At 51.8% G+C, this 12,583-nt stretch carries 7 protein-coding genes, 2 tRNA genes and 3 rRNA genes; 9 read left to right on the forward strand and 3 right to left on the reverse strand.

All coding sequences use genetic code 11. The annotated features are described in order from the left end of the window. Window positions 1-187 precede the first annotated feature (187 nt). The 6 genes from ACQ0PY_RS05400 (at window position 188) to dkgB (ending at window position 6,304) form a co-directional block, all read left to right on the forward strand. A 16S ribosomal RNA gene (locus ACQ0PY_RS05400) occupies window positions 188-1,729 on the forward strand. An 86-nt stretch (window positions 1,730-1,815) separates the two neighbouring features. Then, window positions 1,816-1,891: transfer RNA gene (locus ACQ0PY_RS05405), tRNA-Glu, on the forward strand. Between the two features lie 196 nt (window positions 1,892-2,087). After that, window positions 2,088-4,993: ribosomal RNA gene (locus ACQ0PY_RS05410) — 23S ribosomal RNA — on the forward strand. Between the two features lie 96 nt (window positions 4,994-5,089). Further along, window positions 5,090-5,205: ribosomal RNA gene (rrf, locus tag ACQ0PY_RS05415) — 5S ribosomal RNA — on the forward strand. The 16S, 23S and 5S rRNA genes sit together here with 2 tRNA genes alongside, the layout of an rRNA operon. Before the next feature lie 54 nt (window positions 5,206-5,259). Next, window positions 5,260-5,336 (forward strand) — tRNA-Asp (locus ACQ0PY_RS05420). A gap of 164 nt (window positions 5,337-5,500) precedes the next feature. Beyond that, complete coding sequence (dkgB, locus tag ACQ0PY_RS05425) at window positions 5,501-6,304, forward strand: 2,5-didehydrogluconate reductase DkgB (protein WP_109739891.1); 804 nt, start codon at window positions 5,501-5,503, stop codon at window positions 6,302-6,304. 21 nt (window positions 6,305-6,325) lie between these two features. On the opposite strand, the gene yafC is transcribed toward dkgB, so the two are convergent. Then, window positions 6,326-7,240 carry a DNA-binding transcriptional regulator YafC gene (gene yafC, locus ACQ0PY_RS05430; protein ID WP_044258795.1) on the reverse strand — a complete coding sequence of 305 codons (915 nt, stop codon included), beginning with the start codon at window positions 7,238-7,240 and terminating at the stop codon, window positions 6,326-6,328. Between the two features lie 104 nt (window positions 7,241-7,344). Here yafC and ACQ0PY_RS05435 point away from each other — a divergent pair, with 104 nt between their 5' ends. From ACQ0PY_RS05435 to ACQ0PY_RS05445, 3 genes are all read left to right on the forward strand, one after another. Further along, the gene (locus ACQ0PY_RS05435) at window positions 7,345-8,523 is read left to right on the forward strand and encodes an MFS transporter (protein ID WP_109739892.1); all 1,179 of its coding nucleotides are present in this window, start codon (window positions 7,345-7,347) and stop codon (window positions 8,521-8,523) included. Between the two features lie 131 nt (window positions 8,524-8,654). Continuing rightward, window positions 8,655-9,455 (forward strand): endonuclease/exonuclease/phosphatase family protein, encoded by an 801-nt coding sequence (locus tag ACQ0PY_RS05440; protein WP_042997839.1) that lies wholly within the window; start codon window positions 8,655-8,657, stop codon window positions 9,453-9,455. 77 nt (window positions 9,456-9,532) lie between these two features. Next, window positions 9,533-10,303 carry a class I SAM-dependent methyltransferase gene (locus tag ACQ0PY_RS05445; protein ID WP_042997838.1) on the forward strand — a complete coding sequence of 257 codons (771 nt, stop codon included), beginning with the start codon at window positions 9,533-9,535 and terminating at the stop codon, window positions 10,301-10,303. Between the two features lie 48 nt (window positions 10,304-10,351). On the opposite strand, the gene mltD is transcribed toward ACQ0PY_RS05445, so the two are convergent. Together mltD and gloB are read right to left on the reverse strand one after the other, a co-directional pair. Further along, on the reverse strand, window positions 10,352-11,719 hold the full coding sequence (mltD, locus tag ACQ0PY_RS05450; RefSeq protein WP_042997837.1) for a murein transglycosylase D: 1,368 nt from the start codon (window positions 11,717-11,719) through the stop codon (window positions 10,352-10,354). A 71-nt stretch (window positions 11,720-11,790) separates the two neighbouring features. Then, window positions 11,791-12,546 carry a hydroxyacylglutathione hydrolase gene (gloB, locus tag ACQ0PY_RS05455; protein ID WP_044265109.1) on the reverse strand — a complete coding sequence of 252 codons (756 nt, stop codon included), beginning with the start codon at window positions 12,544-12,546 and terminating at the stop codon, window positions 11,791-11,793. Window positions 12,547-12,583: the final 37 nt, after the last annotated feature.

A 12,583-nucleotide genomic window follows, 5' to 3' on the forward strand; every position in this document is an offset into this window, starting at 1 on the left:
ATATACGCCACCTCGCGACAGAGCGCTAAAGCGCGTCGCAACTGCTCTTTAACAATTTATCAGACAATCTGTGTGGGCACTCAGAGTGACATGGATTCTTAACGTCGCAAGACGAAAAATGAATACCAAGTCTCAAAGAGTGAACACGTAATTCATTACGACGTTTAATTCTAAGAGCATCAAACTTAAATTGAAGAGTTTGATCATGGCTCAGATTGAACGCTGGCGGCAGGCCTAACACATGCAAGTCGAACGGTAACAGGAAGCAGCTTGCTGCTTTGCTGACGAGTGGCGGACGGGTGAGTAATGTCTGGGAAACTGCCCGATGGAGGGGGATAACTACTGGAAACGGTAGCTAATACCGCATAATGTCGCAAGACCAAAGAGGGGGACCTTCGGGCCTCTTGCCATCGGATGTGCCCAGATGGGATTAGCTTGTTGGTGAGGTAACGGCTCACCAAGGCGACGATCCCTAGCTGGTCTGAGAGGATGACCAGCCACACTGGAACTGAGACACGGTCCAGACTCCTACGGGAGGCAGCAGTGGGGAATATTGCACAATGGGCGCAAGCCTGATGCAGCCATGCCGCGTGTATGAAGAAGGCCTTCGGGTTGTAAAGTACTTTCAGCGGGGAGGAAGGGGTTAAGGTTAATAACCTTAGCCATTGACGTTACCCGCAGAAGAAGCACCGGCTAACTCCGTGCCAGCAGCCGCGGTAATACGGAGGGTGCAAGCGTTAATCGGAATTACTGGGCGTAAAGCGCACGCAGGCGGTCTGTCAAGTCGGATGTGAAATCCCCGGGCTCAACCTGGGAACTGCATTCGAAACTGGCAGGCTTGAGTCTCGTAGAGGGGGGTAGAATTCCAGGTGTAGCGGTGAAATGCGTAGAGATCTGGAGGAATACCGGTGGCGAAGGCGGCCCCCTGGACGAAGACTGACGCTCAGGTGCGAAAGCGTGGGGAGCAAACAGGATTAGATACCCTGGTAGTCCACGCCGTAAACGATGTCTATTTGGAGGTTGTGCCCTTGAGGCGTGGCTTCCGGAGCTAACGCGTTAAATAGACCGCCTGGGGAGTACGGCCGCAAGGTTAAAACTCAAATGAATTGACGGGGGCCCGCACAAGCGGTGGAGCATGTGGTTTAATTCGATGCAACGCGAAGAACCTTACCTGGTCTTGACATCCACAGAACTTGGCAGAGATGCCTTGGTGCCTTCGGGAACTGTGAGACAGGTGCTGCATGGCTGTCGTCAGCTCGTGTTGTGAAATGTTGGGTTAAGTCCCGCAACGAGCGCAACCCTTATCCTTTGTTGCCAGCGGTTAGGCCGGGAACTCAAAGGAGACTGCCAGTGATAAACTGGAGGAAGGTGGGGATGACGTCAAGTCATCATGGCCCTTACGACCAGGGCTACACACGTGCTACAATGGCATATACAAAGAGAAGCGACCTCGCGAGAGCAAGCGGACCTCATAAAGTATGTCGTAGTCCGGATTGGAGTCTGCAACTCGACTCCATGAAGTCGGAATCGCTAGTAATCGTGGATCAGAATGCCACGGTGAATACGTTCCCGGGCCTTGTACACACCGCCCGTCACACCATGGGAGTGGGTTGCAAAAGAAGTAGGTAGCTTAACCTTCGGGAGGGCGCTTACCACTTTGTGATTCATGACTGGGGTGAAGTCGTAACAAGGTAACCGTAGGGGAACCTGCGGTTGGATCACCTCCTTACCTTAAAGAACCTGCCTTTGTAGTGCCCACACAGATTGTCTGATGAAAAGTAAAAAGCAAGGCGTCTTGCCGAAGCAGACTTCAGTGTCCCCTTCGTCTAGAGGCCCAGGACACCGCCCTTTCACGGCGGTAACAGGGGTTCGAATCCCCTAGGGGACGCCACTTGCTGGTTTGTGTGAGTGAAAGTCGCCGGCCTTTGTATCTCAAAACTGACTCAGCGAGTCATGTTTGAGATATTTGCTCTTTAAAAATCTGGATCAAGCTGAAAATTGAAACGACACACTGTTAATGGTGTGTTCGAGTCTCTCAAATTTTCGCAACACGATGATGAATCGAAAGAAACATCTTCGGGTTGTGAGGTTAAGCGACTAAGCGTACACGGTGGATGCCCTGGCAGTCAGAGGCGATGAAGGACGTGCTAATCTGCGAAAAGCGTCGGTAAGGTGATATGAACCGTTATAGCCGGCGATGTCCGAATGGGGAAACCCAGTGCAATTCGTTGCACTATCGTTAACTGAATCCATAGGTTAACGAGGCGAACCGGGGGAACTGAAACATCTAAGTACCCCGAGGAAAAGAAATCAACCGAGATTCCCCCAGTAGCGGCGAGCGAACGGGGAGCAGCCCAGAGCCTGAATCAGCATGTGTGGTAGTGGAACGGTCTGGAAAGGCCGGCGATACAGGGTGACAGCCCCGTACACAAAATTGCATGTGTTGTGAGCTCGATGAGTAGGGCGGGACACGTGGTATCCTGTCTGAATATGGGGGGACCATCCTCCAAGGCTAAATACTCCTGACTGACCGATAGTGAACCAGTACCGTGAGGGAAAGGCGAAAAGAACCCCGGCGAGGGGAGTGAAAAAGAACCTGAAACCGTGTACGTACAAGCAGTGGGAGCCTCTTTATGGGGTGACTGCGTACCTTTTGTATAATGGGTCAGCGACTTATATTCTGTAGCAAGGTTAACCGAATAGGGGAGCCGAAGGGAAACCGAGTCTTAACTGGGCGTTAAGTTGCAGGGTATAGACCCGAAACCCGGTGATCTAGCCATGGGCAGGTTGAAGGTTGGGTAACACTAACTGGAGGACCGAACCGACTAATGTTGAAAAATTAGCGGATGACTTGTGGCTGGGGGTGAAAGGCCAATCAAACCGGGAGATAGCTGGTTCTCCCCGAAAGCTATTTAGGTAGCGCCTCGTGAATTCATCTCCGGGGGTAGAGCACTGTTTCGGCTAGGGGGCCATCCCGGCTTACCAACCCGATGCAAACTGCGAATACCGGAGAATGTTATCACGGGAGACACACGGCGGGTGCTAACGTCCGTCGTGAAGAGGGAAACAACCCAGACCGCCAGCTAAGGTCCCAAAGTCATGGTTAAGTGGGAAACGATGTGGGAAGGCTCAGACAGCCAGGATGTTGGCTTAGAAGCAGCCATCATTTAAAGAAAGCGTAATAGCTCACTGGTCGAGTCGGCCTGCGCGGAAGATGTAACGGGGCTAAACCATGCACCGAAGCTGCGGCAGCGACACTAAGTGTTGTTGGGTAGGGGAGCGTTCTGTAAGCCTGTGAAGGTGTGCTGTGAGGCATGCTGGAGGTATCAGAAGTGCGAATGCTGACATAAGTAACGATAAAGCGGGTGAAAAGCCCGCTCGCCGGAAGACCAAGGGTTCCTGTCCAACGTTAATCGGGGCAGGGTGAGTCGACCCCTAAGGCGAGGCCGAAAGGCGTAGTCGATGGGAAACAGGTTAATATTCCTGTACCAGGTGTTACTGCGAAGGGGGGACGGAGAAGGCTATGTTGGCCGGGCGACGGTTGTCCCGGTTTAAGCGTGTAGGTGTGTGTTCCAGGTAAATCCGGTTCACTTTAACACTGAGGCGTGATGACGAGGCACTACGGTGCTGAAGCAACAAATGCCCTGCTTCCAGGAAAAGCCTCTAAGCATCAGGTAACATCAGATCGTACCCCAAACCGACACAGGTGGTCAGGTAGAGAATACCAAGGCGCTTGAGAGAACTCGGGTGAAGGAACTAGGCAAAATGGTGCCGTAACTTCGGGAGAAGGCACGCTGATGCGTAGGTGAAGCGATTTACTCGTGGAGCTGAAATCAGTCGAAGATACCAGCTGGCTGCAACTGTTTATTAAAAACACAGCACTGTGCAAACACGAAAGTGGACGTATACGGTGTGACGCCTGCCCGGTGCCGGAAGGTTAATTGATGGGGTTATCCGTAAGGAGAAGCTCTTGATCGAAGCCCCGGTAAACGGCGGCCGTAACTATAACGGTCCTAAGGTAGCGAAATTCCTTGTCGGGTAAGTTCCGACCTGCACGAATGGCGTAATGATGGCCAGGCTGTCTCCACCCGAGACTCAGTGAAATTGAACTCGCTGTGAAGATGCAGTGTACCCGCGGCAAGACGGAAAGACCCCGTGAACCTTTACTATAGCTTGACACTGAACACTGGTCCTTGATGTGTAGGATAGGTGGGAGGCTTTGAAGCGCGGACGCCAGTTCGTGTGGAGCCGCCCTTGAAATACCACCCTTTAATGGCTGGTGTTCTAACGTGGGCCCGTAATCCGGGTTGCGGACAGTGTCTGGTGGGTAGTTTGACTGGGGCGGTCTCCTCCTAAAGAGTAACGGAGGAGCACGAAGGTTAGCTAATCCTGGTCGGACATCAGGAGGTTAGTGCAAAGGCATAAGCTAGCTTGACTGCGAGCGTGACGGCGCGAGCAGGTGCGAAAGCAGGTCTTAGTGATCCGGTGGTTCTGAATGGAAGGGCCATCGCTCAACGGATAAAAGGTACTCCGGGGATAACAGGCTGATACCGCCCAAGAGTTCATATCGACGGCGGTGTTTGGCACCTCGATGTCGGCTCATCACATCCTGGGGCTGAAGTAGGTCCCAAGGGTATGGCTGTTCGCCATTTAAAGTGGTACGCGAGCTGGGTTTAGAACGTCGTGAGACAGTTCGGTCCCTATCTGCCGTGGGCGCTGGAGAATTGAGGGGGGCTGCTCCTAGTACGAGAGGACCGGAGTGGACGCATCACTGGTGTTCGGGTTGTCATGCCAATGGCACTGCCCGGTAGCTAAATGCGGAAGAGATAAGTGCTGAAAGCATCTAAGCACGAAACTTGCCCCGAGATGAGTTCTCCCTGACCCTTTAAGGGTCCTGAAGGAACGTTGAAGACGACGACGTTGATAGGCCGGGTGTGTAAGCGCAGCGATGCGTTGAGCTAACCGGTACTAATGAACCGTGAGGCTTAACCTTACAACGCCGAAGCTGTTTTGGCGGATTGAGAGAAAATTTTCAGTGTGATTACAGATTAGATTAACCGGCGAAAGGCGGGTTAATAAACAGAATTTGCCTGGCGGCTTTAGCGCGGTGGTCCCACCTGACCCCATGCCGAACTCAGAAGTGAAACGCCGTAGCGCCGATGGTAGTGTGGGGTCTCCCCATGCGAGAGTAGGGAACTGCCAGGCATCAAATTAAGCAGTAAACTGATGTAAAAATCAGTGGTTGTAGAAAAATTCGGTGGAGCGGTAGTTCAGTTGGTTAGAATACCTGCCTGTCACGCAGGGGGTCGCGGGTTCGAGTCCCGTCCGTTCCGCCACTTATTAAGAGCCCTGAGTTAACACTCAGGGCTTTTTCTTTGCCTTAAATCTAATTGTTGCTAAAAACGCAAAAATCCTCTGCATTTTTCGCTCTTTTTCCACAAAACGCAAAACATCATAATCCTCTCAGTTAACGAACATGATGAATCAAAGAGGAATTATTATGACTATCCCGGCATTCGGTTTAGGTACCTTCCGTCTTAAGGACGATGTTGTTATTGCATCCGTAAAAACGGCTCTGGAGCTCGGTTACCGTGCTGTCGATACTGCACAAATCTATGATAATGAAGCCGCAGTTGGCCAGGCAATTGCAGAGAGCGGCGTTCCGCGCAATGAGTTGTACATTACGACCAAGATCTGGATTGAGAATCTGAGCAAAGACAAGCTGATCCCTAGCCTGAAAGAGAGCCTGAAAAAACTGCGTACTGATTATGTTGATCTGACGCTGATCCACTGGCCATCACCAAATGATGCTGTATCGGTTGAGGAATTCATGCAGGCGCTGCTGGAAGCGAAAAAGCAGGGACTGACGCGTGAAATCGGTATCTCTAACTTCACTATCCCGCTGATGGAAAAAGCCATTGCAGCGGTCGGTGCTGAAAATATCGCGACTAACCAGATTGAACTGTCTCCTTACCTGCAAAACGGCAAAGTGGTTGACTGGGCGAAAGCACACGGTATTCACATCACGTCTTACATGACGCTTGCATATGGTAAGGCTCTGAAAGATGAAGTGATTACCCGCATCGCGGCGAAACACAACGCCACTGCAGCTCAGGTGATCCTGGCATGGGCGATGGATGAAGGTTACTCGGTCATTCCTTCTTCCACTAAGCGAGAAAACCTGGCAAGCAACCTGTTGGCGCTGGATCTAACGTTAGATACCGAAGATAAAAAAGCGATCGCTGCTCTGGATTGCAACAATCGCCTGGTAAGCCCGGAAGGACTGGCACCGCAGTGGGATTAATGCGTTAACCCCAGAATGCCTTTAACCCTCTTTAACAGCTCCTCCGGGAGCTGTTCTTATATATTCACTCAGAAAATCGATAAATGCCCGAATACGCGTACTCACGGCACGATCGCTGTAATAGACGGCGCTGAACGGCATCTCTACCGGCAGGCGTTTATCGGCCATCAGCTCCACCAGTTCACCTCGCGCAATTTCCCGATCAATCATGTAGTCCGACAGGCAGGCAATGCCGTTTCCGCTGAGGCAGAGTTGTTTAAGCGTTTCGCCGCTGTTTGACGAAATTCCACAGACAATCTCGTGAAGTTGCCCATCGCTACAAGCGATAGGCCAGGTGTTGAGGGATACGGGTTCGGTGAAGCCCAGGCACAGGTGTGCTTTTAGCTCTTCCACTGTTTCCGGCTTCCCGTATCGTTCAAGATAATCCGGCGAGGCAATAATCTTCCGATAGCTGTTAAAGAGCGGTCGGGCGCGGAGACTGGAATCCGTCAATGTGCCTGCACGGATTGCAATATCCACTTTTCTCTCGATCAAATTGATAAAGGTTTCAGAGGAAACAAGAGAAAGCGTAATTTCCGGGTAACGTTCGCGGAAAGGCTTTATCAACGGCATCAGAAAATGCAGCATCACCGGCGTGGCGGCATCGATACGGAGCACCCCGCGTGGAGTGCTGCGTGTCTCCATGATTTCCGTTTCTGCCGCCGCCATCTCCTGCAACAAAGACTGGACGCGGCGAAAATAGCGTTCACCTTCTTCTGTCAGGCTGAGCTGCCGGGTTGTGCGGTTGAGTAAACTCACGCCAAGCTTCATTTCCAGCTTTTTAACTGCCCGGCTAACCGCTGAGTTTGCCTGACCTAACTGTTCTGCCGCCCGGCTGAAACTTCCGCTTTCTACCACTGAAACAAAAATGGCGAGTTCTTCTGAAGTTGCTTTCATTTTTGCACCCGAAGCAAAATTGTATTGAGATTTTGGATATTTTTGTTATTAAACCATCCCGGCATACTGCGTGTCATCCGAATACTGATGATATGGAGCGATTTATGCCTCTCGCGTTATTTGCGCTGACAATAAGTGCCTTTGCTATTGGCACAACCGAATTTGTGATTGTAGGCCTGGTGCCGACAATTGCCGAACAGCTGGCCATTTCTCTGCCTTCAGCGGGGATGTTGGTTTCCATCTATGCTCTCGGCGTGGCGATTGGCGCGCCAGTACTGACGGCATTGACTGGACGTCTGCCGCGTAAGCCGTTGCTGGTTGCGCTGATGGTCCTGTTCACGGCGGGCAACCTGATGGCATGGCAGGCTCCTGGCTATATGACGCTGATTGCGGCCCGTTTACTGACCGGTCTGGCTCATGGCGTGTTCTTCTCGATTGGCTCCACCATTGCCACCAGTCTGGTAGCAAAAGAAAAAGCGGCTTCTGCCATTGCCATCATGTTTGGTGGTCTGACGGTTGCTCTGGTGACCGGGGTTCCTCTGGGGACGTTCATCGGTCAGTATTTTGGCTGGCGCGAAACCTTTCTGGCCGTTTCTGTGTTGGGCGTGATTGCGCTGATCAGCAGTCAGTGGCTCATTCCGGCGAACATTCCGGGACGTGCCGCGGCGACGCTGCGTGACCCGTTGAGTGTCTTAACGCATCCACGCTTGTTGATCATCTATGCGATCACGGCATTGGGCTACGGCGGCGTCTTTACCGCATTTACCTTTCTGGCGCCGATGATGCAGGATCTGGCGGGGTTCTCGCCTGCCGCAGTGAGTTGGATCTTATTAGGCTATGGCGTATCCGTCGCGGTAGGTAACATCTGGGGCGGAAAACTGGCGGATAAACATGGGGCGGTGCCTGCGCTGAAGTTTATTTTCGCCGCACTGTTTGTACTGTTGCTCGTCTTTCAGTTTACCGCCACTATGCAGTACGCCGCGCTGGCAACGGTACTGGTGATGGGGATCTTTGCTTTCGGCAATGTACCGGGTTTGCAGGTCTATGTGGTGCAAAAAGCCGAACAATTTACGCCGAATGCGGTAGATGTGGCATCCGGCCTCAACATCGCGGCTTTTAACATCGGGATTGCGATCGGTTCTGTTGTCGGCGGACAGACGGTGGAGCACTTCGGCCTGGCGCAAACACCGTGGATTGGGGCATTGATTGTGTTGGGAGCCTTCCTGTTGATGGGGATTAGTGGTCGACTGGATAAACCCGCACGCGTAGCCGTGCTGGGTTAAGTACTTGAAGTATGTGTGTGCTTACAAAACAATCTGCAATTGGTCGTTGAAAGTGTGAGCTAAAATCCCTATAACAGAAGAACCAGTCCGGCACCGGGCTGGTTGACGTTACAGAGGTTTGAAAGTCAAAAGTGCGAAAAAACACCTATGCCATGCGCTATGTTGCCGGACAACCCGCTGAGCGGATTTTGCCGCCCGGGTCATTTTCGAGCATCGGCCAGGCATTACCCGCCGGGGCGCCGTTAAGCAGTGAAGATCGGATCCGTATCCTGGTGTGGAATATCTTTAAGCAGCAGCGAGCGGAATGGCTTTCGGTGCTGAAGAATTTTGGCAAAGATGCGCACCTGGTGTTGTTACAGGAAGCGCAAACGACGCCGGAGCTGGTGAAGTTTGCGACGGCGAATTACCTGGCGGCCGATCAGGTGCCGGCATTTGTTCTGCCACAGCATCCGTCAGGGGTGATGACGCTCTCATCCGCGCATCCCGTATACTGTTGCCCACTTCGTGAGCGAGAGCCTATCCTGCGCCTGGCAAAATCGGCGCTGGTTACCGTCTATCCGTTGCCCGATACGCGACTGTTGATGGTCGTTAATATCCATGCGGTTAACTTTAGTCTGGGGGTCGATGTGTATAGTAAGCAGTTACTTCCAATCGGTGACCAGATTGCGCATCACAGTGGCCCGGTGATTATGGCCGGAGATTTTAATGCCTGGAGTCGACGCCGCATGAATGCGCTGTATCGCTTCGCGCGCGAAATGTCGTTGCGACAGGTTCGTTTTACTGACGATCAGCGCCGTCGCGCGTTTGGTCGCCCCCTGGATTTTGTCTTTTATCGTGGTCTGAACGTCAGTGAGGCTTCAGTACTGGTCACACGCGCATCCGATCACAATCCGCTACTCGTTGAATTCAGTCCCGGCAAACCTGTGCAGTAAGGTGTGTCAGGTCTGCCGTTGGGGCAGACCTGTAGTGGTGCTGCCCTTTATCTTGCAAACAACCAAAGGACAGCATAATGACAACACACTCCCACCACGATAACGTCGAAAAGCAGTTTGGCTCCCAGGCGAATGCCTATTTAACCAGTGCCGTGCATGCAACCGGTCGCGACTTGCAGCGTCTGGCTGAGCGCCTGTCTGCGTTCCCTCATGCCAGCGTACTGGATATGGGCTGTGGCGCCGGGCATGCAAGCTTTATCGCCGCGCAGAATGTGAAACAAGTGGTGGCTTACGATTTATCTTCGCAGATGCTTGACGTTGTGGCGCAGGCGGCAAAAGAGAAGGGATTAGCCAACATCACCACAAAGCAGGGCTATGCCGAAAGCCTGCCGTTTGAAGATGCTGCCTTTGACGTTGTTATCAGTCGTTATTCCGCGCATCACTGGCATGATGTGGGCAGAGCGCTGCGCGAAGTTAATCGGGTATTAAAACCGGGCGGAGTCCTGATTATTATGGATGTCATGTCCCCAGGGCATCCGGTCCGCGATATCTGGTTACAGACGGTGGAGGCATTGCGCGACACCTCGCACGTTCGCAACTATTCCAGCGGCGAATGGCTGGCGCTGATGAATGATGCAAACCTGATTGTTGATTCGTTGATAACCGACCGTTTGCCGCTGGAGTTTAGTTCATGGGTGACGAGAATGCGCACGCCCGCTGAACTGGTAGATGCGATTCGTCTGTATCAGGTAAGCGCCTCTGCGGAGGTGAAAGCTTACTTCGCTTTACAGGACGAGGGATCGTTTACCAGCGATACCATCATGGCCGAAGCGCACAAAGCGGCATAAAGAAAAAAGGCACCGGGGGAAATCGGTGCCTTTTAATATTGTGAGCTATCAGGAGTCTGGCGTGTTGTTGTTTTTCACAAACAACGTCAGTTGATCGCCGGGCTTCAGATTGTCCGTATCGTTGTTCCAGCGCATGACATCTTTGATGTTAACGCCGTGACGTTTAGCAATGCTCGAAAGCGAATCGCCCTTACGTACACGATAGGTAATGCTGTCGCTGTTTTTAGCCAGTTGCTGTGCACTGTTACCGGCACCCACCGTCAGACTTTGGCCCACTTTCAGCGTTGAACCACGCAGCTTATTCCACTGCTGCAGATCCTTCGTGCTCACGCCGAGACGTGAAGCAATGCCTGAAAGCGTATCGCCAGAGCGAACGGTGTAACTACGACTGTTCAGCGGGGTGTTATCAGCCACCAGAGTGGACTGTACGGCAGCAATTTCGCCAGAGGCCAGAGATTCACGCAGTTTCTCTGCATGCTTCTTTGGTACCATTACGTATTGCGGACCGCTTGCGCCCAGCGTGGAGCCTTTCACACCAGCATTAAAGGTCTTCAGCTTGCTGACGGGAATCCCCGCCATATCGGCAACCTGCGCCATTTCAACCGGACTGCTTAAACGAACACGCGCCAGTGCACGACTTTCGTCTGTGGTTGGCAGACGTACGCCATAACGTTTGCTGTTCTTGAGAATATCACTCAGGGCCAGCATTTTTGGCACGTACAGCTTCGTTTCCTGAGGCAACGGCAACGACCAGAAGTCGGTGGATTTCCCACGCGCTTTGTTCGTTTTAATCGCCTTCATGACCCGACCTTCACCGCTATTATAAGCCGCAACGGTCAGCAGCCAGTCGCCGTCAAACATTTTGTTCAGACGTTGCATCATGTCGAGCGCTGCGGTTGTGGAAGCCACCACATCGCGACGCGCGTCATAACTGCGGGTCTGTTTTAAACCATAATTGCGCCCCGTGCTCGGAATGATCTGCCAGATGCCTGCGGCATTGGCGCCAGACGTCGCATGAGGATCAAAAGCGCTCTCCACTATGGGTAGTAGTACCAGTTCCATTGGCATGTTACGTTTCTTAACTTGCCCGGCTATCCAGTACATATACGGCTCTGCCCGTAAAGTTACATCGTGGAGATAGCTCTTATTGCGTAAATACTTCTGTTTTTGTTCGCGAATCCGGTCGTTTTCCGGAATTCCCATCTTTAGCTCGTCGCCAATGAAAGCCCACAAGTCTTGATCCGGCGCGAGGGACGTCCCATCGTCCATCCATCGAGCCTGACTCGTAAACTTTCCTGCTTCCCCTTGACCAGCTGCAGAAAGGCTCTGTGCGTGCTGTTGGACATTACCGGCGTTTTGAGACGACTGGCAACCCACGAGCAGGACAGAGGCGAGTAAGATCGCTTTTGCCTTCATGTGTGTGTCAATAGTTGCTTAAAAGACGACCGATCATAACGGCGAAGTTTTGAAAAGGCAACCTGCAATTATCAGAAGCTGTCTTTCTTTGACCTTAACCAGGCAAATCGCTCTTCAGGGTGTTGCAATATTGTTTCTTTGTTAATTTCATTAATTAAATCAATATCTTCTGTTCTCAAAAAAATATTATTTTGCCGCTCATTTTTCAGAATAACGGGGAGTGTCATTTGTTTTTTTACCCGTAACTCATTAACTTTACGATAATAATCATTTATGAACGAATCGTGCGGCAGGATGCTCAGAGAAAACTTCATATTTGCTAAAGTATACTCATGGGCGCAACAAATAAGTGTATCGTCTGGAAGTGCGGATATTTTTTTAAGTGATTGATACATCTGACTCGCTGTGCCTTCGAACAGGCGTCCACAACCACCCGAAAACAGCGTATCTCCGCAGAAAAGATAAGGGTGGCTAAAGTAACAGATATGTCCTAAAGTGTGACCGGGTGTAGCAAATATACTAAATTCATGCCCCAAAATGAGGGCGGAATCGCCATCTTCGACTATATGAGTGACCCCCTTATCTTGTGTCTCTGCTGGTCCGTAAACCACTAGTTTAGGAAAGTTCTGTACCAGTTCTTTCACGCCACCCACATGGTCCTGATGATGATGAGTGAGTAGAATAACCTCTGGCTGCCACTGGTTTTCGGCAATCGCTTTTAACACCGGCGCGGCGTCGCCCGGGTCCACGATCAGACAACGTCCTTCATCATTACTCAGAACCCAGATGTAATTGTCCTGAAACGCCGGAATACTGTTAAGATTCATAAATTACCTCTCTGTCTATGCATAACGGATGGTTGTG

The organism is Citrobacter sp. LST-B2, from assembly GCF_057983045.1.